Origin of the sequence: Thermosynechococcus sp. (assembly GCF_046299655.1) — a bacterium.
Taxonomy (GTDB): Bacteria; Cyanobacteriota; Cyanobacteriia; order Thermosynechococcales; family Thermosynechococcaceae; genus Thermosynechococcus.
In genome coordinates this window covers 117,517-142,736 of the sequence record NZ_JBKBHZ010000001.1, presented here as the reverse complement: position 1 = coordinate 142,736, position 25,220 = coordinate 117,517, and the positions used below count along the sequence as shown (strand labels likewise).

The following is a 25,220-nucleotide window of genomic DNA, read 5'->3' as shown; positions in this document are numbered from 1 at the left end:
TCTGGGAGACTCTACAAGGGGGAGGAATCTTAGAATAGACGTGATGTTTCCCCCGCTAGCCAATGCACGAGCGGCTTCAACCCTTCCTTACCCTAGGGGCGATCGCCCTTGGGCAAGTCCTACAACTGCTGCTGCTGCTCTTTGGCACCTTTGCCTTTGGCGCCCTGATTGGCAAGTTTTCTTCCCACTTTGTCACCCAAGCCCTTGCTCAAACGCTACCGATGAAATCCTTTAGCAACCCCATTAATTGCCTGCAATTGGAATGCCAAAGCTCCCCTTGTACTGCGGCAACTCATTGAGGCCAACCGCCACCATCCCCGCGATCTTGTCCTGTTGTGTGCGGAACCGATTAAACTCGACCCCGAATTCCAAGAGCGCGCCGATGTCTTTGTCGTGCAGGGGGATCCCACCCATCACGGTACCCTCGAACGGCTGAATGCTCCCAAGGCCAAGGCGATTATTCTGCTTGCCGATGCCGATATGGAGGCTGCCGATGAAAAAAATGCCCTCATTGCCCTTGCGGTGAAGCACCTAGAGAAAATCCCCGGCCAAGAGCAGGATATTCATGGGGTGGCGGAATTGGTGAATAGCGATCGCCAGCGTCACCTCAAGGAAGCTGGGGTTGATGAAGTCATCTCCAGTCAGGACTATAGTTCTGGCATCCTTGCCCAAAGTGCCCTCTTTCGCCAAATGTCGGAAGTCTATCGCCAATTGTTGACCTACTCCGACCACACCAATGAGTTTTACTTTTACTTTATTGAGCCAGTTTATTGAGCTGGGGCACAACCCTCGTCCCACAGACTTTCAGGGCCTTGACCCCAGTGATACCCTGATTGTCATGGCTTATCGCCCCATCGATGACTTGCGCGGATAAACCCGTCCTTTCCAAGCACCGCCCCGACCTTGCCAGTGGCGACGGGCAGAATCCAGTGTCATTAGCGTATAGAGGCAGGCAATCACCGGCAGTGTCAGCGCCCAAGTACCATTGAGGCCATAGAAACGCACCGTTGGCCCGTAGGCGATCGCCATCAAGCCCCAAGTGAGTCCCCCCATTACGATCAAAGGCAGCGATTGACTGATGAGACCGATACCAAGGGCAAGGGGCGCCCACAAATACACTAGGGTCATGCCAATCACGGTTCCGACGAGCAACAGGGGGGAATAAGACAACTGCGTATAGGCAGTGCGAGCCACCATTTGCCAAATACTGTTGAGACTGTTGTAGGCGCGCAAACTCACCGTTGTGGGGGTTAGCCCCAACCAGATGCGGTACCCCGCTCGCTTTACAGCGGCAGCCAAAGAACAATCATCAATTAGGGCATCACGAATACAGGCAATGCCACCAATCTTGTCCAGTGCCAGAGGATCAATCAAAATACAACCGCCGGCCGCGGCTGCCGTTGCCCGCTGCGGATCGTTAACCCAACGAAAAGGGTAGAGCTTGGCAAAGAAAAAGACAAAGGCGGGAATGAGCAGTTTTTCCCAGACACTTTGGCAGCGCAGTTTCACCATCAGGGAGACAAGGGCGCACTGTTGCTGACGGGCGTGGGCGACCAGTTGCCGCAAATTTTGGCGATCGTGGGCAATATCGGCATCCGTGAGCAGCAAGTAATCGGGATGAAATGCACGGGCAGCCTCGATGCCTTGGGACAGTGCCCAGAGCTTACCTGACCAGCCGGGGGGGAGTGGTGTACCCTCGATAACTGTCAGGCGATCGCCCTTGCCCAGTTCCAGAGCCGTTTGGCGCGCAATGTCCCCTGTGCCATCGTCACTTTGATCGTCCACCAAAATTAGGTGTAAGGTTCCAGCGTAGTCCTGTTCTAGGAGCGATCGCACACTGATACCTATCACCGCCGCCTCATTGCGGGCTGGAATGACAACCACCACCGTTGGCCAAGCCCTGAGGTCTCCCCCCTGTAGCCGCTGATCCGTGCGCCAAAACTGTCCCCAAAAGAGCAGCAAAACCAGCCAGATCACAAGGGAAAGAGCCGTTACACTTAACAGGACGAGGGTGAACACAGGGGGCATAGTTATCACAGTTCGCTATCAAGGACTTCGTCAGCCATAGGGTTGAGCTGCTGATGTTGCTGCCGTCGCGATCGGCGGCGATATTTTTTCGAATCCAAGAGGGGTTCAAGGCGCTGCTGCCCTTGGCGGTCACTTTTCGCTTTCACGCGCGGCACATCGTTAACGGAGGGTGCTGCCCTCGCCATAGCTTCTAGCTCATGCAAATACTCAAGGTAGAGGGGGTAGCGCTCCCAATCACCGCGTACACAGCAGCCCGGTTCTTGATCGTGGCGACAGTTATCAAAAAGGCACTGACCCTTGCTGAGGCGTTGGCGAATCTCTGGAAAGGCCGCCGCCAATTGCAGAGGGTCTGGGGGCAGTTCAGGCTGGTTAAAGCCCGGCGTATCGGCAATCCAGCCCCCCGCTGGCAGGGGAAACAGTTCCACATGGCGAGTGGTGTGCCGCCCTCGATGCCAGTGATCGGAGACCGCGCCCACCCGAATTGCCTCCCAAGGGAGAAGCTGGCGGATCAGGCTACTTTTGCCTACGCCCGACGGGCCACAGACGACAGTGATTTTGTGGGCCAGACGCGGTTGCAGGCACTGCCAACTGTTCCCCACAGTGAGGCAAATGACATCACAACTGTAGCCCCATTGATGCAGGCGATCGCGCCACTGCTGTTGCTCTTGCGCAGAAACTAAATCCGCTTTGGTGAAGACCACGTGAATCTCGACATTCAAGCCCTCTGCGGTCAAGAGGAAGCGGGTAATTTGATGGACATCGGCAGGGGGGTCGGCCAGAGCAAAAAGGAGCAAAACCTGATCCACATTGGCGATCGCCGGGCGTGGCAATTGATTGCGGCGGGGTAAAATCTCAGCGATCGCTCCTCGGTGTCCTTGCCAGTCGACATGGCTAATGACAACCCAATCCCCCACACACACCTGCTGCCCCATCTTCTTGAGGCGGGCACGGCGCACACACAGTAACTCCTCAATGCCATTGATGGATTCCCGCAGGCGCACGCGGTAGTAATTGGCCTGAACTGCCCGCACCAAGCCCACCAGATCACTCATGCGGGACGCTGCACCTGAAGGGCAAAATAGTCCTGCCGTGGCTCAATCGCCAAAACATCGTAGCCCGCCATCCGCAGACTATCGGGCACCTGCTCAATCGGTTCCCCCGCATCCAACCACACCTCAAGGGGCTGCTGGGGGGGTAGCTGTTGCAATCGCAGTTTGGTGCGCACAAAGTTCAAAGGACAGGGCGTTCCCCGTAGATCCAATGTTTCCATGGCAGGGCAAGTAACCAACTGCAACTATCTTCCCAAAAAGGCGACCACCTTGGCGAAGACCTGCTCTCGCTCCCCATCAAGGGGGAGCAAATGATCCGAATCCTTGAGCCAGTGCAATTCTTTGTGGGAGCTGCCCAGTTGTTCATAGATGATTTGTGCCCCTTGGGGGTCAACGACGGTGTCACCATGGCTTTGGAGAATGAGTGTCGGGGTGGTGATCCTCGGCAATTCCTCTTCCACTTGGGCAATGAGGTCGAGGGCACTGCGCACGGCTTGGAGGTTAAAAGTTTTGAAAAAACAGGCCGCTTCTGCTGCTTGACGCAGGGGGCGATCGCGAATCGGCAGGTGCCGCCGCGGCAGCCAAGGCATCCACTGGCCAAGGGACTGCACCAACCGCTCTGGGGCCACGGGCGAAAACCAAGGCCGGTAAATCCGCAAAAAGGGAGCAAGGAGCACTAACGCATCAACAGGATAGTGATAGGCAAGATGAAGGGCAAGCGTCCCCCCCGTAGAAAAGCCGATCACCGCAACCGTTGGATAGCTCTCTCGCAAAGCCTGAAAGGCACTGACGACGGCCTCATACCACTGCGACCATGTCGAGGCGGGCATTTGGGCACTGGGGCGATCGTGCCCCGGATAGAGGATGCCCTGAGCGGTCCACCCCGCTTCGTAAAGCACTTCTGCCAAGAGCTGCAGTTCATAAGCCCCGCCCCCCAAGCCATGGAGCAACAAGCAGGCGCGATCGCTGCCAAGATGACCATAGAAAAAGGGACTATTGACGAGATGAATCAATGCAGTTGCATACCAGACGTTACCAACATAGAAAAAATCTACCCCGATCGCCAGAGCAACCGAGGTAGAGGGTGCGACGTTCATCTAGGCGGCAGTTCGCCCAGAGAGCCTAAAGATGAGCCTAAAAGCGCTCATGGAACGTACGCTTAATCACATCCAACTGTTGTTCACGGGTAAGTTTGATGAAGTTCACCGCATAGCCGGACACCCGGATGGTGAGTTGTGGGTACCGTTCTGGGTGATCCATTGCATCCAACAACATTTCGCGGTTAAGTACGTTGACATTGATGTGGAAGCCCTGATCATGGATGTACCCGTCCAGCAGATTCACCAAGTTGTTGATTTGATCTTCCCGTGTCTTGCCAAGGGCACTGGGCACGATGGAGAACGTGTTGGAGATGCCATCTTGGGCATGGACATAGGGCAACTTGGCTACGGACGCTAGTGAGGCGATCGCCCCTTTGGTGTCACGACCGTGCATGGGGTTGGCCCCCGGCGCAAAAGGTTCACCGGCTTTGCGGCCATCGGGAGTATTGCCCGTTTTCTTGCCGTAGACGACATTGGAGGTAATCGTCAGAATTGACTGCGTGGGCACCGCATTGCGGTAGGTTTTGTGTTTGCGGATTTCATTCATGAAGGTTTCCACCAGCCACACTGCAAGGCTATCCACGCGATCGTCGTTGTTGCCGTACTTCGGAAAGTCCCCCTTGATCTCGTAGTCCACCGCCAACCCATCGGCATTGCGAATCACTTTCACCTCGGCGTACTTAATGGCCGAGAGGGCATCTGCCACCACCGAGAGACCCGCCACCCCACAGGCCATCGTGCGGAAGACATCGCGATCGTGGAGCGCCATCTCCAGCCGCTCGTAGCAGTACTTATCGTGCATGTAGTGGATGACGTTGAGGGTATTGACATACACCTTCGCCAACCATGCCATCACCTGCTGAAAGCGCGGCAGCACTTCTTCCCACTTCAGCGTGTCGCCCGTAATTGGCGCAAACATGGGTGCTACTTGCTGACCAGAGACTTCATCCCGCCCGCCGTTGATGGCGTAGAGCAGGGCTTTAGCTAAGTTCACCCGTGCCCCGAAGAATTGCATTTGTTTGCCGACCCGCATGGCCGAGACACAGCAGGCGATCGCGTAGTCATCGCCCCAGTAGGGACGCATCAAGTCGTCGTTTTCGTATTGGATTGAACTGGTGTCAATGGAAACTTGGGCGCAGAAGCGTTTGAAGGCCTCTGGCAAGTTTTCCGACCACAGCACTGTCAAGTTGGGTTCCGGGGCAGGCCCAAGGGTATAGAGGGTATTCAGAATGCGGAAGCTGGTTTTCGTCACCAATGGGCGGCCATCGAGACCCATACCACCAATGGATTCCGTCACCCATGTGGGATCGCCAGAAAAGAGTTCATTGTATTCCGGCGTCCGCAGGAAGCGCACCATCCGCAGTTTCATCACAAAGTGGTCAATCCACTCTTGGATGTCGGCTTCTGTGACAGTGCCACGGCGCAAGTCCCGTTCAAAGTAAATGTCAAGGAAGGTTGAGACCCGCCCCAGGGACATGGCGGCACCGTTTTGTTCTTTAACTGCCGCTAGGTAGCCAAAGTAGAGCCACTGTACTGCCTCTTTGCCATTGGCCGCAGGCCGCGAAATATCAAAGCCATAGCTGGCGGCCATTTCCTTGAGTTCCTTGAGGGCTTTGATTTGCTCAGAAAGTTCTTCCCGCAGGCGGATGGTTTCTTCGTCCATCACATCCACTTCTAGGGAGGCCTGCTGTGCCTGTTTGTCGGCAATCAAGCGATCCACGCCATAGAGAGCGACGCGGCGATAGTCACCAATAATCCGCCCCCGACCATAGGCATCCGGCAGGCCTGTAATGATCCCCGATTTACGGCAGCGGCGCATTTCCGGTGTATAGGCATCAAAGACGCCATCGTTGTGGGTTTTGCGATACTTGGTGAAGATTTCCTTGGTGCGCGGATCTAACTCATAGCCATAGGCCTTGAGGGCGGTTTCCACCACGCGAATGCCACCAAAGGGCATGATGGCTCGTTTCAGGGGCCTATCGGTTTGCAGGCCAACAATTTGCTCCAGCTCCCGATCAATGTAGCCCGGTGCGTGAGCTGTAATCGAAGAGGGAACACTGGTATCGGCATCAAGGACGCCTTTTTCTCGCTCTAGAGCCATGAGATCGCGTACTTTTGCCCAGAGTTGCTGGGTGCGATCGCTCGCCCCCACAAGGAAAGAGCCATCCCCCGTGTAGGGAGTATAGTTGCGCTGAATAAAGTCGCGGACATCAATGCGATTCACCCAATCGCCGCCTATAAATCCTTCCCATGCCACTTCGGGCAGTTCTGTGTAACGTGTGCAGTTCATAAGCGTATTCCTCAATTAAGCACGCAGCAATGCTTAGCGATCGCCTTGTCCTTCTCGCGATCGCAATTTTTACTCGCAAGAACCTACTCACTGCCAACCTGTAAAAGGATGAAAAATTTACACCTCGAAAGCTTGGATCACAAGCTAGACTCAACTATGCCTCTTGTAGGTTCAGCCGCCTCAGGCTTTTTGCGGTGCTTACACCTACACCTTCATTATACCTCCTGAGTTCTGGAGGCTGATTTCTAGAAAGTTTTTATGAAGTCTTTACAAAAATCAAAATTTTTTCTCACGAGTTTAGGTTAGTTTAGGCGGCGATCGCCTCCCTTTCTGCAGATCTCTGCAAACGCTCAATTGCTGCATCAAGTAAGGCTAAACCCGCTTCTAGAGTTTCAACCCGACACAATTCACTGCGCAGTTCGGCAGCATCGGCAAAGCCCTTGGCGTACCACGTCAAATGTTTACGGGCTTGGCGAATCCCCCGCTCCCCCTTGTATTCCCAGAGGGCAATGAGATGATCCCGCGCACACTGCAAACGTTCAACCACCGTTGGCGCAGGCCGCCGTTCCCCAGTTTTCAAAAAGTGATCAATTTCCCCTACCAAGAAGGGATAGCCCATCGTTCCCCGCGAGCACATCACCCCATCTGCGCCGGTTTGCTCCAAACAACGCACTGCCGCTTCCACTGAGAAAATATCGCCATTGGCAATCACCGGAATACTGACACGCTCCTTCACCCGCGCAATCCACTCCCAGCGGGCTGGGCCGTTAAAGCCTTGGGCACGGGTACGCCCGTGAACCGTAATCATTGCCGCGCCAGCATCTTCCATTGCCTTGGCAAAGTCAAGGATATTGATCTCCTGATCGCTCCAGCCAATCCGCGTTTTCACAGTAACCGGTACTGGTACAGCTTCTGAGACGGTGCGCACAATTGTGGCTGCCGTTTGCACATCCCGCAACAGTGAAGAACCGCCGCCGTTCTTGGTAATTTTATTCACCGGGCAGCCCATGTTGATATCTACCGTATCGGCACCTTCTGCTACCGCTTTGATTGCTGCTTCCGCGAGAAAATCAGGGCGACAGTCAAAGAGCTGAATACTAATGGGGTGCTCATTGGCATCCACTTCCATAATCCGAGGTAGCGTTTTTAAGTAATGCAGCCCGGAAGCACTCACCATCTCCGTGTACATCATTGAGTGCGGGGCATAGCGGCGCACCAATCGCCGAAACACCAAATCAGTAACGCCGGCCAAAGGGGACTGCAGGACCCGACTATTGACCGTCACAGAGCCAATCTGCAATGGCGTTGCTAAACGGGCTTTTAGCTCTGGGGACAGGGTTAACATCTCTGCACACAGGTTCAGTGGTGCCCAAGGACTTGCTCTCGATAGGCTGAATAAACTGCCTGCACATTATACCAATTCAAAAAGATGCGAGCCACTTCAAGGGCAGCTCGGGGGCGATTATTGCGGATAAGCCATTGAAGAAGAGGAGCCATTGTTTTTTCATTGAGGATTCCCCATAGGGATAAAACTGCCCAGAGGAAATAGTGAAAGGGGGTCATTTGAATCATGAGCCTGACTTCCCAAGTGGGATATTTTTTGTAGAATAAAACAGCCATTTTTCCCCTTTCGATTTCTTTTTCAATTAGCGCCGGAACCTGATCGAGAGTAAAGGGGGGATGCCAGTGGTAGCCAACGGCTTCAGGGCACTTCAGCAATCTCAAACCTAATTTCTTGAGGCGCACCCCGAGTTCTAAATCTTCCCAGCCGTAAAGCTGGAACTGAGTATCAAATAGGCCTGCTTTATCTAACCAGTGGCGGGCGATCGCTACATTCCCTGTTGCAAAATAAGCCGCTGAAAAATCAGTGACCTTATATGGCTCTGAAGTTGGTTCTTCAAAATTACAGGTATTGATCACACGACCATAGGAAAAAGCAGGAACTTCAACAGGATCAGAAATCCCTAACCGCTCTTTCTCCTTCCATAGCCGCCGCAGATGTGCTTCAATAAAGCGTTCTTTTACCACCAAATCACTGTCAATAAAGATGATCCATTCTCCTTTAGCAAATTGCAAACCTAAGTTGCGTGCCGCTGCCGGACCGCAGTGCTCCTGCTGAAAAAGTTTTAAATGTGGTAAGGAGATAGAGGTTTCCCTGAGCCATTCTGCTGTGCAGTCAGTCGAGCCATCATCCACAACAATTACCTCATATCCCTTTAGGTCAAGGTCATCTGTCCAGACCTGACTTGCGATCGCCTTAACACACTTTTGGAGAATGGGGAGCCGATTGTAGGTTGGGACAATAACACTCACAAACACTGTTAACCACCTTTTTCTACGGATTTTGCAGATTGCGCCAGAGAAAAGTTCACCTCATGGGCGTACCAGCGGAAAAAACCTGTTGCCCCTAGACGTGTTTTTGCTTCCGGATGTTCATAGGTCTTCTCCAGTTGTTGAAAAACGCTCCACACCGTCCAAGGTTGAGCCATTGATGCTCTAGCTTGCTCTGCTGACCACCCTAACTGCCGCTGTAATAATGCCTGCCAGTGGCGATGTCGAATAAAACCAGCTTGGTAAGCAATAATCGCGCGATAAACTTGGGAGCGCTGTTTAGGATGTGTGCGGTAGCGAAGAAGAGGCTCTGGAACATTACCCATCCTGCCACCTGCTGCCCATACCCGCTGCCAGAGGTCATAGTCTTCACATTCATACTGAGCAGAATACTTGAGGGAAGTCAGCATGTCTTTCCTAGCAACCACAGAAGGATGAGCAAAAGGAACACCAAACAACAACTCTACCTCGCAACCTGTGTGGGATAGTGGATAACGCCACAGACCTCGCTTCCACCCAAAAAGGGTAACAAATGTACCACAGATGTCTAGTTGATGTTGATGAATCCACTTGAATTGTTTTTCTAAGCGTTCAGGGTGAGCAATATCATCCCCATTCATGCAGGCCACATAATCTCCTTTTGCTTGGGCAAGAAGCTCATTAAGTGTCGGCACTAGCCCTTGGTGGTCACGACTCAGAAACGTCACCTTCGGGTTGCCTTGAATATGAGCGGCAATCACCTCGACAGAGCCATCCGTTGAGCCATCGTCCAAAATCAAGAGTTCAAAATCTTGATAGGTTTGCTGAAGAATTGAGTTAATAGCCGCCTCTACATATTTAGCTTGATTGCGAACTGGCATAATTACCGAGATTGCAGGTTTCATTAGACTATATCCTTAGCCAAGAGTCAGGAATAAGATCGACAGTATTGTATCTCTTAATGCTGAACCACTGCTGCGGAGCGATAACAATTTTTCCCCGGAATGGATTCAGCCAAGCCCCCCACCAACTAAAGGTACTATTAGCAATAATATGGTGACGACATAGACTCATTAGTCGCATATCATTATAGCTTTCTTGGGCAGTGTTATTTTCTATATAATAAATAGGATAAGCAACTCTTAAGTTTAATTTTGCCCATTCAATTTCGTCTGAAAAGACAAAGAATACAGGATCATCTATCAGTGAAGTCATATATTCAATAGCTCGATAGTAATAGTCAAGATCGCAAACACCATGAACTTTGTATGTCTCGGGATTTAAAACATAGTCTCCACGGCGAATGTGAAGACTAATTGAATTGCAATGGGTGATCTTCTCTGCCCATTGGGCGTTTGTTTCCGACAGGGGCTGCCTAAACTTGAAATCTTCCCGTAAAATATCAGCAATTTCGCTAAAGTATTTTTCTGATTGCCAGTAGCCAACAAGATAGGCTTTGTCGGGAATCTCCCAAATTTTGGGCCAGTAATGAAAATGGGGTTCAAAAATCAGTTGCGGACATAGAAAACGGCGGATGGCAGACTGCTGTTTGGCAAGTCCTTGCATCCCTGGCAGGGCACACCACCCCAACACTGATCGAATGTGGGCAGCAGTAGCAATTTCGCCAGCACAGTTGAAAATGCGCTTCAGCTCAAATTCCCGATGCTTTTTATAGGTTCTGTAGGCGGAAATATCCAGATACAGAGGGACTTTCTTGCGGATTGCCAGCGACCTTGCCAAAGCATACTGAAACATTTGGTTGCCTAGACCCCCGACGATTTGGGCAATGATCATATCATTATTTTCATTATTTCGACTGTTGACTATTTATGAATAGCGCTGACTTGAGCCAAAATGCTGAAAATGATGGTCTTGACAAAGTAAGCAATGGAAAACCGTTCTGCTTGAGGAGAGTGTAAAAAATCCGAAATCCGCTGCTGGTAGCCTCTATAGGTTTCCTCTGACATTGTTTTAAGAAAGTCATATAAGGATTCGTAGGAGGAAAAATCTCTGCGGTCAATAAAACAGGCCTTAGGAATGTACTCGGTAATGTCTGGTGCCCCCCAATAGATCGGCACGTTGCCGGCACAAAAGGCATCAAAGATTTTCTCTGTGACATAACCGCGAAAAATGGCATTTTCGTAAACAATGGAGAAGCGGGACCGCCTCAACACTTCAGCTTTTGTAGGTACAATCCCCTGCCAAGATGGAAACGGAGGGAATGGTCGGCGGAACCCCCGTTTTTCTAGGGCGTGAATGATCCCCCCAACCAGCGGCTGTCGGGCTGATCGATCCCAACCATAACCATACAGGGCAAAGTCCTGTGGTGCATAGCGCTCAAACCAGCGAATGGCTCTAACTCGCTCGCGGTAGAGATTTCGATGGGGTGCCCACCAAGCTAGAGCCTTGTTACTGTTAATTAAGACCACTAGCTGCGGACGCTGCCCATAACCATCTACGCCAGCGGTTATCTTTAGCGGGTGAGGCAATTGAATTCGCTGAGCCTGCTTGATAGCTAAGTCGGGATTCCAAGTAAAGACAGTTTGATAGCGACGCAATAAAAATTGCCGCCCATTGGCTGGATGGATCAACGGGTGTTCAGCAAGAATGACAAATTTTGGAGACTTGGAGCGCGCAGCTTGCACATTGAGATGGAGTTCAAAATCTGGATTGTCACGCCATTCATCGAGGCCAACAAGTTCAACGCCCTGAGCACGAAATCCGTCCCGTAGGGCAACCCAAGGCTGTGTCAATCCATCTGGGGACCCATTAGGATCAAAAAATACGGTTGTGGGAATATCAGGATAGATAAAAAGACCAGTTAATCCTTGCTTTGCCATTGAACGATTTTCTAGGTTGAAACTCAAATGCTCTTTAAGCGCCAGCTTTCCCAAACAAATTCATAATTCCACATTATCATATGGGTTTTTGTTAACTGAGAGCGCAAATTTTCACGCTTTTCTTTTGAGTTTTCGACAAAATTATGAAACTGAATCTGAAGATACTTTATCTTTTCTATCAAGCCAGAATTGATGAGCTTTCCTACTAAATTATACTCTCCTCCTTCAATGTTAATTTTCATCAAATCGACTTTTTCGATACCAAGCTCCTTGAAAACAGTTTCACAGTTCCGTAGTTGAGCCACTTCCTCTGATGTTTTTGAGTTTCTTTTATAAAAACTTGATGAGTCCTCAGCTATGTAAATTTGACAAACTTCATCGACGTCGGACAATCCATAATTCAAAATGGTAATCTTTGCATTATTAGCAAACCGTTTCTGACAAATACGATAGAAGACCGAAACTGGTTCAAAAATAAACACTCGACAATTAAATTTCTCATGAATGAGAGCGGTAAAGTCTCCTTTGTATCCCCCCACATCCAGGACAATGCTCTCTGCATCAAGTGGATAATCAAGCCGTAGAGTACTATCGCCTTTATCTCGAAACCAGCGACGAACTTCTCGCTGAAAGGAGTCACGAATTAGCCATGCATCAAGCCAATCTAGAATTTTGCTCATATTTGCCAAAATTTGATAAGCGTAGAGAAATAGGTTAAATCACAAAAGTGAGAGTTAAACTCCCAAGTGTCAGTAATCTGCTTACGAACCTACAAAAACGACTCCCATCGCTATCAACGCCCCCACTGTTGTATTGATGCCGTTAACAATCTCATTACTCAGCCAAGGATACTTTCTCTGTAGGGTTGCCCCCACTAAACTCTCCACAAGATTGGCCAAGAAAGCAGCAAAGATACAGATGGGGATGGCGATCGCCCCCATCAAGCCCACACTCCAGCCTAGCACAGCAATAACCGCTGCACCGCCAATCCCCGCCAAGGTTCCCTCAAGACTAACGGCGCCCTCTGTCCCTCGCGGCACGGGCTTTAGGGTAGTGATGAGAAAGGTGCGCTGGCCATAGGCTTTGCCCACTTCGCTGGCACAGGTGTCTGAGAGCTTGGTGCTAAAGCTAGCCACAAACCCCACTAAGAATAACTCCCGCCATTGGGGCAAAACGAGAGCAAGGAGTGCACAGACAGTGCCTGTAAAAGCGGATCCCCAGACGTTCTCTGGTCCACGGGCACCGGCGCGTTTTTCAGCAATGCCTGCGGCCTCTTTTTCGGCCATGCCGAGGCGGGTGACAGCTGATCCCACCAAGAAATAGACCATGACAATCAGATAGCCCTGCCAGCCTAAGGTGCCCCAAATCAGAACTCCCAGAAGCCATGCATGGAAAAGTCCTGCGGCCGTGAGTAATTTTTGCCGCACCAAGAGGGCGATCGCCCCAAGGAAGGTATTGAGTAAAACACCTATCCACCAAGGGTTCAGTAAAAGGATGCCATCCACAAGAACCGCACTCCGACTGTACTGGCAGCACCTTATCATACTTTTCAGGCATCATACTTTTCAGGCAGAGAGGACAAAGAATGATCACTTGGCTACTGGAGCCGCTGCAACACGCCTTTATGGTCAAGGCGCTAGGAGTCAGTACCTTGGTGGGCTGTGTGTGTGCGGTATTGTCTTGTTTCTTAACCCTGAAGAGTTGGGCACTGATGGGGGATGCTGTGTCCCATGCAGTCTTGCCTGGTGTGGTCTTGGCCTATTGGCTGGGGCTGCCCTTTGCCTTGGGGGCTTTTGTCTTTGGTCTGATGGCCGTGACCCTGATTGGTTTTATTCAGCAGCAGACACACGTGAAGGAGGATACAGTTATTGGCTTGGTGTTTACGGGCTTTTTTGCCTTGGGGTTGGTGTTGCTCTCGAAAACCGCCAGTAGTGTTGACCTGATGCATATTCTCTTTGGGAATGTCTTGGGGATTAGCGATCGCGACCTCTGGCAAACCGTGATTGTGAGCCTCATAACACTCATGGCGATCGCCTTACTGCATCGCGACTTTATCCTCCTTTGCTTTGACCCCACCCATGCTCGCACGATTGGCTTGAGTACTACCCTGCTATCCTATCTTCTTTTGGGGCTGCTCTCCCTAACCACCGTGGCCGCTCTCCAAACCGTGGGTATTATTCTGGTGGTGGCGATGCTAGTTACCCCAGGGGCAACGGCCTATTTACTGAGCGATCGCTTTGGCTGGATGGTGCTGATTGCTCTTGCAGCGGGTGGCCTCGGCAGTTTATTGGGAACCTACATCAGTTACTATCTCGATGCTTCGACCGGTGGTTGTATTGTTGTCCTGCAAACACTGATTTTTCTGTTGGCGATGATTTTTGCCCCCAAGTACGGTCTGTTGGCCAAAGCCCGCTCTCCCCTCAGTTAGGCTTAAGGATTATTTTGTGGGGTGTTGCCGATGCCTTTGCTAGAGTTCATGATATAGTTGCCCCATGTTTATCATGGGTAGAAACCGCTGCGTTATGGAGTCAGATCAACAGTGGCCTACAGAACCTGTTCCCCCTAAAGTTCCCTCCTCCATTGTTGCGGGAGAGGTAGGCATTGCATCTGGCGACAATGGCCATGGCGCACCAACTGATGTGTTAAGGAGTTATGAGAGCTTGGTAGAAACGTCGGCAGCGCGCATCAAAGTGATTGGTGTCGGTGGTGGCGGTGGCAATGCAGTCAACCGCATGATTGCCAGTAACGTGGCTGGTGTTGAGTTCTGGTGTGTGAATACCGATGCCCAAGCGCTTGCCCAATCCCAAGCCCACCGCTGCCTACAAATTGGCCAAAAACTCACCCGTGGTCTCGGCGCCGGTGGCAACCCTGCCATTGGTCAAAAAGCAGCTGAAGAATCCCGCGAAGACCTTGCTGCAGCGCTCAAGGATGCCGATTTGATCTTCATTACCTGTGGCATGGGAGGGGGTACCGGCACTGGCGCTGCCCCCATTGTGGCAGAAGTGGCTAAAGAACAGGGCGCCCTAACCGTTGCCGTTGTAACCCGTCCCTTTACCTTCGAGGGGCGGCGTCGCGCTAGTCAAGCAGATGAAGGGATTGAAGCCCTGCAAAGTCGTGTTGATACCCTAATTGTGATTCCCAATGACCGCATCCTTTCAGTGATTTCGGAGCAAACCTCGGTTCAGGATGCATTTCGAGTGGCTGATGATGTGCTGCGCCAAGGGGTGCAGGGGATTTCTGACATTATTAATCTGCCAGGGCTGATTAATGTGGATTTTGCTGACATTCGCTCCGTGATGGCCGATGCTGGCTCTGCCATGATGGGCATTGGTATTGCCTCGGGCAAGTCACGTGCCACTGAAGCTGCCCTCAGTGCAATTTCTTCGCCCCTACTGGAGGGATCGATTGAGGGTGCCAAGGGTGTCGTTTTCAATATCACGGGAGGCACAGATCTCACCCTCCATGAAGTCAATGCCGCTGCCGAGGTCATCTACAATGTGGCCGATGCCAATGCCAACATCATCTTCGGTGCTGTCATTGATCCCCAAATGCAAGGGGAAGTTCAAGTTACGGTGATTGCTACCGGATTTAGTGGGGAACCCATTAGCCGCACCCGTGCCACAGCCAAAACAACGCCCCTAGCGAATCGTCCTCTAACGACGGCATCCCCTCCGCCTGAAACTCCTGCTCCAGAACCAGTGGGGGAAACCAAGCCCAAATTGGACATTCCGGAGTTTCTCCAGCGACGGCGACCGAATCCCTAGGTGTTATAAGGTCACCATCTCTCAGAGGAGAGAGCCGGCCGTCTCAAAAACCTAATTCACGGGCGATCGCCAACAACCCCTCGCGGTAGGAAGGATAGTGCAGCTTAACCCCTAAAACTTTCTTGATTTTCTCATTGCGCACGCGCCGGGATTCGCGCCAGAAGGACTGAGCCATGGGACTTAGGTTGGCTGCCTCTAGAGGGATAGCCGGCGGGGCGGGGCGACTCAAAAGACGATAGGCCTCAAGGAAAACAGGAAGCGACTCTGAGGGTTGATCATCACTGAGGTTGTAAATTTCGCCGGGCGTCGGTTGTGCCAGCGATCGCTGGAGGGTTTGGACAATATCCGCCACATGAATCCGACAAAAGTAGTGCCCCGGTTTGTCAATGAGTTGGACATCGCCCTTGAGAATACGAGCGAGGGGATTGCGCCCCTCGCCGGGGCCATAGATGCCGGGGAGTCGAAAAATATGGGTGGGCAGACTGGAGTTGAGAAAGGCTTGCTCAATTCTAACGCGGTGTTGTGAACGCAAATTTTGGGGATTGACGGGTGTGGTTTCATCTACCCAGCCCCCTTGGCGATCGCCATAGACGCCGGTTGTTGAAAGATAGCCAAACCAGTGCAAATTCAGGTTCTCTAACTGCGGCAACAGTGCCAGCGCAACCGCATCCTCCCCTTGGCGATCGGGGGGAATACTATTGAGAACGTGGGTGACTCCCTCAAGTGCTTTTGGCTCCAAGGGGATTTGCTCCCCCTGCTGTTCCCACGCAAAGGGAAAACAGGGAACAGTGCTGAGTTCTGGCGGTGGCTCCCCCCGACGGTTGGTAATGACAACATCAATGCCTTGCGCTTGGAGCGATCGCGCCAACCACGTTCCCGTATAACCGCAACCGAGAATGAGAACCCGCATTGGCACTCTAGTCTTGGGAAGAGGCTGCCGGTGCCTCCACCAAACGCACCTTCGTGGCCAAACCCAGCAATTGCAAGAAGCGAATCGTGAGCCACGTCAGATCGAGTTCCCACCACTGCAAGCCATGGCGTGCCGAGTACTGATGGGCATGGTGGTTATTGTGCCAACCCTCACCAAAGGTTAACAGGGCAACCCACCAGCAATTCGTTGAGTGATCCGTGGTCTCAAACGTGCGATAGCCAAAGGCATGGGTGGCACTATTGACCAGCCAAGTAGTGTGATAGACCGTTACAAGGCGGACAAAAATTCCCCAAACCACAAATGGCCAGCCCCCCCAGAGGTAAAGGACAATGGCCAAGACCACCTGAATCGGCAGAAAGTACTTGTCAAGAAACTGATACACCGGATCGTCAGCAATATCTTTGGTGAAACGGGGAATCTCTGCTTCTGCTGGCACCTCCCGAAACATCCATTCAATATGGCTCCACCAAAAGCCCTTACGGGAATCGTGGTGATCATTGGGTTGATCGGAGTAGAGATGATGGTGGCGGTGCAGCCCAACCCACCAAATCGGCCCCCCTTGCATTGAAAGTGTGCCGCAAAAGACCAAGAAATACTCTAACCATTTAGGCACTTGGAAGCTGCGATGGGTAACGAGGCGGTGCCAACCAAGGGTAATACCAATGCCAGCAGTCAACCAGTGAAGCACAAGCGCCAGCAGGACTGCCTTCCAGCTAAACATGCCGGGTAAAAAAGCAAGAAGAGCACCGAGGTGAACAAAAATAATAAAGGTCGCCGTAGGCCAGGCAATGGGGGGTTTGGCAACGGTGGCTTGGGTCATGAACACATCCGTAAAACAACTGAGTCGGCTGCTGTTCTCTCTAGGCTGAGCTTGAACAACACCCGTCAGACTTTAGTATAACGAGCTGCGGTTGAGTATCTTTACTTAGAGTGTTTTTCCCAAAACCAATGATTGGGTAGCCCCCCTATAAATTCCCTCTGGTGGGGGAAGTCTCTGGGGAGAGTGTCCCCGAAAATAGCAGGCATCCTACCAAAGAGCAGGCTGATTATTTCATTTTCTGGGGTTTTGTAACGAAATGTTGCATTTTCTCAGATTAATCTCTAGGATAGAGGGTAAGGTGTGGTAGCTATAGGAATCATGAAAACGCCACGTTGGACACGACTCATTGACTTCCTACAGCGGGAGATGGCGCTGCCCACCGCTGCCATTGACTTCGGCCTCAAGCACTGCGATGAGCAGGTCAATTTGTTGCCCGTTGTTCTCTGGCAGTATGGCTTGGTGAGCCTTGAGCAGCTTGACCGCATCTTCGATTGGCTAGAAACCAGTCAATCCTAGGGGCGTTCTCAGAATTCCTTTATTTAGGCTTAATGAATCACCGTTTCCTTAGCAACAAAGTCATAGCTCTGGGAAATACCCAACTGCTGAGGCAGAGAAATGGGACTTTGCCAGCCTACGGGTTGAATGGACAACAGGGGCGAAGGACTCTTGAACGTTCCCCAGAGATGAACCTTCTTACCGAGTAGCTCAGGCGGAACGGTAATTTTGTAACTGCAACCATTGCTACCAGCGGGGGACAAAGTAGCAGTGGCACCCCCCACTGGAAAGCCGCCGGGAGGATGCAGTGTGGCATTAATCACAATCTCATTGCAGGAGATGGAAGGAGATTTATTGATCTTGCCGATAATCGTAGGGCGTACCTGTACGTTACTTGGGGGTTGCAATTGGACGGTCCGGGTGGAAGCTAGAGGTACAGCATGGCTCACAGCGGGGCTGAGGGCAACGGCGAGGCAGGTGAGAAGTAAACCTTTTTGATTCAGCATCTAGGTGTCCTTTGTGGGAGTGGAGAGAACAGTTTTGTCTAGCCCCTATGGGGTGAATACTCTTATCCTAGGTGGGCTGACTAAGAACAGCCGTGGCATTTCTCACCCGCAACCAATGATGCTCATCACCAAAGGCAAGGAGAAAAAAAGTTGAAGTTTTAGGCGGGTAGCTGCGTTCAGTAGCGATGATAGGTCTAAAATGGATGGTTGGGAACAGCGATGTACACTGAACAAATTAACCACATCAAATCCTATACGGCAAAGCTAACGGCGGCGATGCCGGATGCCATGAAAGCCTTTTATAGTCTCAGTCGTGCCTCTTCGGCACCGGGGGCGCTGGATACCAAGACCAAAGAGTTGATTGCCCTAGCCATTGGGGTCGCCAAACACTGTGACGGCTGCATTGCCTTCCATACCCGTGCTGCTTTGCATGCGGGCGCAACCCCTGAGGAGATTATGGAGACGCTAATGGTGACTGTGGCCATGGATGGCGGCCCTGCCTTGATGTATGCCACCCATGTCATGGAAGCCCTAGAGGAATTTAGTCAAGAGCAGGCTGCGTAGGAGACCTTCAAACTGCGGTCGTTTCAAGGGGCAGTGGCTCCTCAGGTTCACCGACTTCAAGGAAAATTTCCTTGGCTGGTTCATCATAGCTAAAGAGTTCGGCATAGCGTCCCCAGTCAATGGCGGTATTGAGCTGGCGATCGGCCTCTTGGGGCGTGAAGTGTCGTTCTAGAATATCGAGAACCAAACTTTCGGGAATGCGGTGGTTCTGCTTGGCCATGAGGAAAGTATGGATTTGCTGCACAAGGCGGATATGCTTGAGGAGTTGTTGACGAATAATCAGCTTGCGCTGGTCAATGTCCCCCTGAATAAAGGCATTGCCAATGGGGGTTACGCTGATGTCGCCTTCCTTGAGTTCCACCAGTTCCATCATCTGGGCGGCTTCGACAATGGGCAGAATATCGTCTAGCTCCAGTTGCAGCTCTTGGGCAATGCGGTAGAGGTCTTCTTTGCGGTGTTCGAGGAGTTCTAATAGACCGGCAATGGAGCCAATACGCACATGGGGTAGCAGCGGATAACGCGGTTCTTGACTCTTGGGCAGGGTAGCTGGCTTGGGTTCCAGTTGCTCCAATTCATCCACATGGGGATTGGTGAGGATTTTATAGATGCGATCCACGGTGGCTTGAAACTCCGGATTCTTGCGATCGCGATAGTGGGGCAACGTCACTGGAAAATCAGCCCGCACCCGGCCGGGATTGCTGCCTAACACAATAATGCGATCGGCGAGAATCACTGCCTCCTCAATGTGGTGGGTGACAATCAAAATGCTCTGGGTGGGAATCTTGTGCTCTAGCCACAGGTCGAGAAGTTCAAAACGCAGGTTCTCCGCCGTCAGCACATCCAAGGCCGAGAACGGTTCATCCATGCACAGAAGTTCGGGTTCAACCGCTAAAGCACGCGCAAAGCCCACCCGCTGCCGCATCCCTCCCGACAGTTCCTTGGGATAGGCGTTTTCAAAGCCATCCAAGCCAATAATGTCAATCATCCGCAGTGCCTTGCGGCGGCGCGATCGCGGGCCTTCCCCCAAGGCTTTTAGCCCCAACTCCACATTTTCCAAAACCGTTAGCCACGGATAGAGGGCCGAACTTTGGAAGACAATCGCTGCCCCCGGATTCAAGCCCTGCATTGGCTGCTCACGGTACAAAACCTGCCCAGAAGTAGGCGCAACCAAACCCGCAATAATGCGCATTAGGGTTGACTTACCGGATCCCGATGGCCCTAGGAGCGCAACAATTTCCCCCGTGCGCAACTCAAGATTAATATTTTCCATAATGCTAATAACCTGACCGTTGGGCTGACGGTAGGCCTTACCCACATCCAGTAAGCGGACGAGCGATTCTCCTTTGGTTTTGGCGTGCATAGTCCTGCACCCTGTGGCATTTCCACCGTTAACCTATCATGAGGATTCAAGTCTTGGGGAGCTTAGGGGACAAAAATTGTCCCCAGCGCCTGTGCTGCACCTTTGCCTATCCCCTCAACACATCATGGGTTGATTGACAGAGCTTTTCTGAAAACATCTAGATAATTGGAACGGTTTTTGCCACGAAGCTCGGCGATCGCCACGCAATTTGTAAAATTTCTCATGGCTTCGCCTATGGATTTTACTGTACACTGATCAGCGGTTTCGTTACAAAAGGTCACAATTCCGCTATGGGACTCTTTGATCGCCTTTTCCGTCGGGGCAAGCAAGCTGACGCCCAACCCGGCAAAGACTTCTTTCTCGATCCCGATGAAGCCAAGACCTACGGCAACATTGAGTACATGCGTACTGCCAAGGTGGTGAAAAAAACGTTCCCTGCAACTGGCGGTGCCAAAGAAGAAGTCGAAGTGGTGGAGTTAGTCTCCTCCATTGAAAAAGTGAATCCTGAAGAACAAAACAAGGGTAAACCCGAACCCAGCGTCAGTGATGTGGTGACGCCTCCCGTAGAAGAACAGGAACGCCGCCGCAATGATCCCAATTTAGATCTCTTTCGCGCCATGGCTAAAGATCTGCGCCGTGGCTAACGCCTAAAAACCTCTGGGGCTTGGCACTTGCACATGCCAAGGCTGCCCCCTAGGATAAGTACAGCTCTTTTTGCAACGTCTCTCACTCGCCAAGGAAACCTTCATGAACACCCTTTGGAGTAGTGCCGCGATCGCCTATCTGCACTACCTTAGCTTTATGGTGGCTTTTGCTGCCCTTGTGGTGGAGCACCTCACCCTGCGCAAGGACTTAGACCTTAAACAGGCTTGGCGATTGGTGATTACCGATGCCCTTTATGGCATTGCTGCGGTAACTGTTCTTGTCACGGGCATTTTGCGGGTTCTCTATTTTGGCAAAGGCACGGCGTATTATTTGGCCAACCCTGTCTTTCACCTCAAGGTGGGTCTATTTATCTTGGTGGGGCTATTGTCCCTGTATCCGACGATCTCCTTCTTACTGTGGATTAAACCCTTGCGAGAAGAGAGGGCACCTACCCTAGAATTGTCGACTGTGCAGCGCTTAACGTGGGTGATTCGGGCTGAATTGGCTTTTCTCAGTGCCATTCCCTTTTTCGCCGCGATGATGGCGCGAGGGATTGGATTGGATTGGATTCAACGGTAAGACCCTTCAGCAGGGGAGCGATCGCCCCTATGATAGATCTTGCTGCCACGGATAAGACGGATGAGTCATCCCACCATTGAATCCATTCTTCAGGAAAACCGGCTTTTTTATCCCCCCACTGATTTTGTGGCCAAGGCACGGATCAATTCCCCTGAGGCCTACAATGCGCTTTATGAAAAGGCCAAAGCTGATCCTGCTGCCTTTTGGGGGGAATTGGCTCAACAGGAATTAGAGTGGTTTCAACCTTGGGAGCAGGTGCTGGACTGGCAGCCTCCCAATGCCAAGTGGTTTGTTAACGGCAAAATTAACATTACCCACAACTGCTTAGATCGCCACCTCAAGACTTGGCGCAAGAATAAAGCGGCCTTGATCTGGGAAGGAGAACCCGGTGATAGCCGCATGCTAACCTATGCCCAACTGCACCGCGAAGTGTGCCAATTTGCCAACGTCCTCAAGCAACTGGGAGTGAAAAAGGGCGATCGCGTCGGTATCTATATGCCAATGATTCCCGAGGCAGCCATTGCCATGTTGGCCTGTGCGCGGATTGGCGCCCCCCACTCAGTGGTCTTTGGGGGATTCAGTGCCGAAGCTTTGCGCGATCGCCTCCTTGATGCTCAAGCCAAACTCGTTGTCACCGCCGACGGTGGCTGGCGCAAAGATGCCATTGTGCCCCTCAAAGATCAGGTGGATAGGGCCTTGGCCAATGGGGCAGTGCCCAGCGTTGAACACGTCTTGGTGGTGCAGCGCACCCAACAGCCGGTGACGATGGTGCCCGGTCGCGATCACTGGTGGCACGATCTGCAAAAGGGCGCGAGTGCTGACTGTCCTGCCGAACCCATGGACAGCGAGGATTTACTCTTTATTCTCTACACCTCTGGCTCCACTGGCAAACCCAAGGGCGTTGTCCACACCACGGCAGGTTACAACCTCTACACCCACATCACTACTCAATGGGTCTTTGACCTCCAAGATAGCGATGTCTATTGGTGTACCGCCGATGTGGGCTGGATTACCGGCCACAGCTACATTGTCTATGGGCCGCTGTCCAATGGGGCAACCACCCTCATGTATGAAGGGGCACCCCGCGCCTCCAATCCCGGTTGCTTCTGGGATGTGATTGAAAAGTATGGCGTCACGATTTTCTACACCGCTCCCACCGCTATTCGGGCTTTTATCAAAATGGGGGAACACTTGCCGCGCGCCCGCAATCTCTCTTCCCTGCGCCTGTTGGGAACGGTGGGTGAACCCATCAACCCCGAAGCATGGATGTGGTACTACCGCGTCATTGGTGGTGAGCGCTGTCCCATTGTGGATACGTGGTGGCAAACGGAAACGGGGGGGCACATGATCACCTCACTGCCGGGGGTGATTCCGATGAAGCCCGGTTCTGCCACCAAACCCTTTCCAGGCATTTTGGCCGATGTTGTGGATAGAGAAGGAAATCCCGTTGGCGTCAATGAGGGGGGCTATTTGGTGATTCGTCACCCTTGGCCGGGGATGATGCGCACGCTCTATGGCGATCCGGAGCGCTTCCGCCGCACCTATTGGGAGCATATCCCGCCTCGCGATGGCCAATACGTGTACTTTGCCGGTGATGGTGCCCGCAGGGACGAGGATGGCTACTTCTGGGTGATGGGACGGGTTGACGATGTGATCAATGTGTCTGGTCACCGCTTGGGCACAATGGAAATTGAATCGGCTCTGGTCTCCCACCCAGCAGTGGCGGAAGCGGCAGTGGTGGGCAGGCCCGATGAAGTGAAAGGTGAAGAAATCGTGGCCTTTGTCATTCTCAATGAGTCAGCTCCCCCTAGCGAAGCACTCCAGCAGGAATTAAAGCAACATGTTGTCAATGAAATTGGGGCCTTGGCGCGGCCAGCGGAGATTCGCTTTACCGATGCATTGCCCAAAACGCGGTCAGGCAAAATCATGCGGCGGCTCCTGCGTTCCCTGGCTGCTGGCCAAGAGGTAGCGGGGGACACTTCAACCCTAGAAGATCGCTCAGTGCTAGAAAAGTTGCGTCAAGGGGCTTGAGAAATCCGTTTATCCTGTTCATGTCCACAGGCATCCGCAAAAAAACGCTGATTCTCTTAGCAACGGCGGCTATTTTAGGGGGCGGCCTCTATTTATTTGAGAAACAACTGCCCAGTCCCAATAGCAGTGATACGCAGGCTCCAAAACCACTCTTTAACTTTCAAGAGACGGATGTTGCGGCATTGAAAATTATTGCCCCTGATTACAGTCTGAACCTGAAAAAGTTGACTACAGGTACTTGGGTGATTGATCGGGAAAAGCAAACCCCCGCCGAAGAGGGCACGGTTGTGTTTCTACTCAACTTATTAGCCACCGGTCAGCGCGATCGCTCCCTCGACGTACCGACTGAACGAGCCAAAGATTATGGCCTCGCTCCTCCCATGGCCACCATAGAGATCACCCTCAAAGACGGCCAGCAGCACCGTCTGCGCTTGGGCGACCCTACGTTTGACGGTCTCAAACTCTACGCAGAAATTGACCCACCAACGCAACCGCAGGAAAAAATGACGGTGACCCTCGTTCCCCTTGACCTTAAAAATGCCGTGCAGCGCCCCCTACAGGAATGGGAGCGTCAGCAAGCAGGAAACTAGAAGGCTGTGAATCCTAGCACGAGTCACCAAAAGCTCGTCAGAATATAAAAGCGTAGTGAACTATCGAGTGGACATCAGTCATGGGATTCTTCGGATTCAAAAAGCTGACCATGCCTAGCCCCAGTGAGGCTTTGCCCGGCCGGGCAGAACCCATGCCCGTACCAGAGGCGCATCTGGTGAATGGTCATCCCCTCACCCCTCCCTATCCCGAAGGCATGGAATTAGCGATGTTTGGTATGGGCTGTTTTTGGGGGGCTGAGCGCAAGTTTTGGCAGGTGCCGGGTGTCTATGTCACGGCGGTAGGCTATGCGGGCGGCTATACCCCTAACCCTACCTATCAAGAGGTGTGCACGGGCATGACAGGTCACAACGAGGTGGTGCGGGTGGTCTTTGATCCCAAACAAGTCAGCTATGAGGAATTGCTCAAGGTCTTTTGGGAAAACCATGACCCCACCCAAGGCATGCGCCAAGGCAATGATGTGGGGACGCAGTATCGTTCTGGTATTTACTACTACTCTCCTGAGCAAAAGGCTCTTGCCGAGGCCAGTCGCGATCGCTACCAAGCAGCCCTCAAAGCCGCAGGTTACGGCACCATCACCACTGAAATTCTGCCCGCGCCTGAGTTTTACTTTGCTGAACCCTACCACCAGCAATACCTCCACCGCCATGTGAACGGCTACTGTGGCCTAGGGGGCACCAAGGTTCCCTACGAACTGATGAGCACACCTTCCGCCGTCAGTAGAGATTGAGGCGATAGGGCATACGGGGGCGGTAAGCGTCGCTAAAGTTGGTTTGGCTCAGCGTGGCATTCTTTAACCGTACCCATTGCATATTCGCTTGCTCAAAGGTGGCACCGCTGAGATTGGCGCGGCGCAAATCTCCATAGCGGATATCGGCTCCCGTTAAATTGCTGTTGCTGAAATTGGCACCTTGGGCGCGACTGTGGCGTAAAACGGCACGGCTAAGGTCAGCTCCGCTCAAATCGGCCTGCTCTAAGTTGGCTCGCTCTAGATAAGCGGCGGTGAGGTTGGCATTCCTCAGATTGGCTCCCCCTAGATTGGTCAGCAGGAGGTTGGTGTTCTGTAGGTTAGCGCCCTCAAGATTGGCACTGTGCAAATTGGCTCCCGCCAAGTTATAACCGCGCAAATCCACATCCCGCAGATCACAGCCGGGACAGGCATGGGTTTGCAGGAGTTGCTGCAGGGGGGAAGGGAGGGCAAAGACCGCACCGCTAGTGAGGGCGGCACTAATTATTGCTGTTGCAATGAATGCCTGCTGGTTCACGGCCACATCCTCCTACCACGCTAGAGCGACTTTA

At 52.2% G+C, this 25,220-nt stretch carries 28 protein-coding genes; 11 read left to right on the top strand and 17 right to left on the bottom strand.

The window, feature by feature from the left end:
- Window positions 1-62 precede the first annotated feature (62 nt).
- Entirely contained in the window at window positions 63-299 is a 237-nt protein-coding gene (locus ACK4HN_RS00830; RefSeq protein ID WP_409868186.1) for a hypothetical protein, read from the top strand.
- Between the two features lie 34 nt (window positions 300-333).
- Complete coding sequence (locus ACK4HN_RS00825; protein WP_409868185.1) at window positions 334-774, top strand: NAD-binding protein; 441 nt, start codon at window positions 334-336, stop codon at window positions 772-774.
- 69 nt (window positions 775-843) lie between these two features.
- Here the strand turns inward: ACK4HN_RS00825 and ACK4HN_RS00820 are convergent, their stop codons facing one another.
- From ACK4HN_RS00820 to ACK4HN_RS00765, 12 genes are all read right to left on the bottom strand, one after another.
- Window positions 844-2,028, bottom strand: coding sequence for a glycosyltransferase (locus ACK4HN_RS00820; RefSeq protein ID WP_409868184.1), 1,185 nt, complete (start codon window positions 2,026-2,028; stop codon window positions 844-846).
- 5 nt (window positions 2,029-2,033) lie between these two features.
- On the bottom strand, window positions 2,034-3,080 hold the full coding sequence (gene rsgA / locus ACK4HN_RS00815; RefSeq protein WP_409868183.1) for a small ribosomal subunit biogenesis GTPase RsgA: 1,047 nt from the start codon (window positions 3,078-3,080) through the stop codon (window positions 2,034-2,036).
- The gene (locus ACK4HN_RS00810; RefSeq protein WP_181496396.1) at window positions 3,077-3,298 is read right to left on the bottom strand and encodes a sulfurtransferase TusA family protein; all 222 of its coding nucleotides are present in this window, start codon (window positions 3,296-3,298) and stop codon (window positions 3,077-3,079) included. The genes rsgA and ACK4HN_RS00810 overlap by 4 nt, the downstream gene beginning before the upstream one ends.
- Before the next feature lie 24 nt (window positions 3,299-3,322).
- Complete coding sequence (locus ACK4HN_RS00805; protein ID WP_409868182.1) at window positions 3,323-4,174, bottom strand: alpha/beta hydrolase; 852 nt, start codon at window positions 4,172-4,174, stop codon at window positions 3,323-3,325.
- A 37-nt stretch (window positions 4,175-4,211) separates the two neighbouring features.
- Window positions 4,212-6,467 carry a formate C-acetyltransferase gene (pflB, locus tag ACK4HN_RS00800; protein WP_409877098.1) on the bottom strand — a complete coding sequence of 752 codons (2,256 nt, stop codon included), beginning with the start codon at window positions 6,465-6,467 and terminating at the stop codon, window positions 4,212-4,214.
- Window positions 6,468-6,774: 307 nt separating this feature from the next.
- Window positions 6,775-7,812 (bottom strand): tRNA dihydrouridine synthase DusB, encoded by a 1,038-nt coding sequence (gene dusB, locus ACK4HN_RS00795; RefSeq protein WP_409877097.1) that lies wholly within the window; start codon window positions 7,810-7,812, stop codon window positions 6,775-6,777.
- Window positions 7,813-7,826: 14 nt separating this feature from the next.
- Complete coding sequence (locus ACK4HN_RS00790; protein WP_409877096.1) at window positions 7,827-8,786, bottom strand: glycosyltransferase family 2 protein; 960 nt, start codon at window positions 8,784-8,786, stop codon at window positions 7,827-7,829.
- Between the two features lie 2 nt (window positions 8,787-8,788).
- Complete coding sequence (locus tag ACK4HN_RS00785) at window positions 8,789-9,682, bottom strand: glycosyltransferase family 2 protein (protein ID WP_409877095.1); 894 nt, start codon at window positions 9,680-9,682, stop codon at window positions 8,789-8,791.
- A gap of 4 nt (window positions 9,683-9,686) precedes the next feature.
- Entirely contained in the window at window positions 9,687-10,571 is an 885-nt protein-coding gene (locus tag ACK4HN_RS00780) for an alpha-1,2-fucosyltransferase (RefSeq protein ID WP_409877094.1), read from the bottom strand.
- A gap of 29 nt (window positions 10,572-10,600) precedes the next feature.
- Window positions 10,601-11,671, bottom strand: a complete 1,071-nt coding sequence (locus ACK4HN_RS00775) for a glycosyltransferase family 10 domain-containing protein (protein ID WP_409877093.1) — start codon at window positions 11,669-11,671, stop codon at window positions 10,601-10,603.
- Entirely contained in the window at window positions 11,641-12,297 is a 657-nt protein-coding gene (locus ACK4HN_RS00770; RefSeq protein ID WP_409877091.1) for an FkbM family methyltransferase, read from the bottom strand. Before ACK4HN_RS00770 ends, ACK4HN_RS00775 begins: the two co-directional genes overlap by 31 nt.
- A gap of 81 nt (window positions 12,298-12,378) precedes the next feature.
- The gene (locus tag ACK4HN_RS00765) at window positions 12,379-13,161 is read right to left on the bottom strand and encodes a TIGR00297 family protein (protein WP_409869237.1); all 783 of its coding nucleotides are present in this window, start codon (window positions 13,159-13,161) and stop codon (window positions 12,379-12,381) included.
- Window positions 13,162-13,202: 41 nt separating this feature from the next.
- Between ACK4HN_RS00765 and ACK4HN_RS00760 the strand changes: the two genes are divergently transcribed.
- Together ACK4HN_RS00760 and ftsZ are read left to right on the top strand one after the other, a co-directional pair.
- Window positions 13,203-14,045, top strand: a complete 843-nt coding sequence (locus tag ACK4HN_RS00760; RefSeq protein ID WP_409869238.1) for a metal ABC transporter permease — start codon at window positions 13,203-13,205, stop codon at window positions 14,043-14,045.
- A 73-nt stretch (window positions 14,046-14,118) separates the two neighbouring features.
- A complete protein-coding gene (gene ftsZ, locus ACK4HN_RS00755) occupies window positions 14,119-15,381 on the top strand; it encodes a cell division protein FtsZ (RefSeq protein WP_409869239.1) in 1,263 nt (420 codons plus the stop codon).
- Between the two features lie 43 nt (window positions 15,382-15,424).
- On the opposite strand, the gene ACK4HN_RS00750 is transcribed toward ftsZ, so the two are convergent.
- Both ACK4HN_RS00750 and ACK4HN_RS00745 read right to left on the bottom strand, forming a co-directional pair.
- Entirely contained in the window at window positions 15,425-16,291 is an 867-nt protein-coding gene (locus ACK4HN_RS00750; protein WP_409869240.1) for an SDR family oxidoreductase, read from the bottom strand.
- 7 nt (window positions 16,292-16,298) lie between these two features.
- Window positions 16,299-17,132 (bottom strand): acyl-CoA desaturase, encoded by an 834-nt coding sequence (locus ACK4HN_RS00745; RefSeq protein WP_409869241.1) that lies wholly within the window; start codon window positions 17,130-17,132, stop codon window positions 16,299-16,301.
- Window positions 17,133-17,450: 318 nt separating this feature from the next.
- Between ACK4HN_RS00745 and ACK4HN_RS00740 the strand changes: the two genes are divergently transcribed.
- Window positions 17,451-17,648, top strand: a complete 198-nt coding sequence (locus ACK4HN_RS00740) for a DUF2949 domain-containing protein (protein ID WP_181496383.1) — start codon at window positions 17,451-17,453, stop codon at window positions 17,646-17,648.
- Between the two features lie 29 nt (window positions 17,649-17,677).
- Here ACK4HN_RS00740 and ACK4HN_RS00735 read toward each other — a convergent pair whose 3' ends face one another.
- A complete protein-coding gene (locus ACK4HN_RS00735; protein WP_409869242.1) occupies window positions 17,678-18,133 on the bottom strand; it encodes a hypothetical protein in 456 nt (151 codons plus the stop codon).
- Between the two features lie 219 nt (window positions 18,134-18,352).
- On the opposite strand from ACK4HN_RS00735, the gene ACK4HN_RS00730 reads away from it, so the two are divergent.
- Window positions 18,353-18,697 (top strand): carboxymuconolactone decarboxylase family protein, encoded by a 345-nt coding sequence (locus tag ACK4HN_RS00730; RefSeq protein ID WP_409869243.1) that lies wholly within the window; start codon window positions 18,353-18,355, stop codon window positions 18,695-18,697.
- Window positions 18,698-18,704: 7 nt separating this feature from the next.
- Here the strand turns inward: ACK4HN_RS00730 and ACK4HN_RS00725 are convergent, their stop codons facing one another.
- Window positions 18,705-20,057, bottom strand: coding sequence for an AAA-associated domain-containing protein (locus tag ACK4HN_RS00725; protein WP_409869244.1), 1,353 nt, complete (start codon window positions 20,055-20,057; stop codon window positions 18,705-18,707).
- A 290-nt stretch (window positions 20,058-20,347) separates the two neighbouring features.
- Here ACK4HN_RS00725 and ACK4HN_RS00720 point away from each other — a divergent pair, with 290 nt between their 5' ends.
- From ACK4HN_RS00720 to msrA, 5 genes are all read left to right on the top strand, one after another.
- Window positions 20,348-20,701, top strand: a complete 354-nt coding sequence (locus ACK4HN_RS00720) for a hypothetical protein (protein WP_409869245.1) — start codon at window positions 20,348-20,350, stop codon at window positions 20,699-20,701.
- Between the two features lie 103 nt (window positions 20,702-20,804).
- Window positions 20,805-21,281, top strand: coding sequence for a DUF2214 family protein (locus ACK4HN_RS00715; protein ID WP_409869246.1), 477 nt, complete (start codon window positions 20,805-20,807; stop codon window positions 21,279-21,281).
- A 60-nt stretch (window positions 21,282-21,341) separates the two neighbouring features.
- Entirely contained in the window at window positions 21,342-23,312 is a 1,971-nt protein-coding gene (gene acs, locus ACK4HN_RS00710) for an acetate--CoA ligase (protein WP_409877090.1), read from the top strand.
- Window positions 23,313-23,332: 20 nt separating this feature from the next.
- Window positions 23,333-23,902 carry a DUF4340 domain-containing protein gene (locus ACK4HN_RS00705; protein ID WP_409869248.1) on the top strand — a complete coding sequence of 190 codons (570 nt, stop codon included), beginning with the start codon at window positions 23,333-23,335 and terminating at the stop codon, window positions 23,900-23,902.
- Window positions 23,903-23,982: 80 nt separating this feature from the next.
- On the top strand, window positions 23,983-24,651 hold the full coding sequence (gene msrA, locus ACK4HN_RS00700; RefSeq protein ID WP_409853379.1) for a peptide-methionine (S)-S-oxide reductase MsrA: 669 nt from the start codon (window positions 23,983-23,985) through the stop codon (window positions 24,649-24,651).
- Here the strand turns inward: msrA and ACK4HN_RS00695 are convergent.
- Entirely contained in the window at window positions 24,638-25,186 is a 549-nt protein-coding gene (locus ACK4HN_RS00695; protein ID WP_409869249.1) for a pentapeptide repeat-containing protein, read from the bottom strand. The genes msrA and ACK4HN_RS00695 overlap by 14 nt on opposite strands.
- Between the last annotated feature and the right edge of the window lie 34 nt (window positions 25,187-25,220).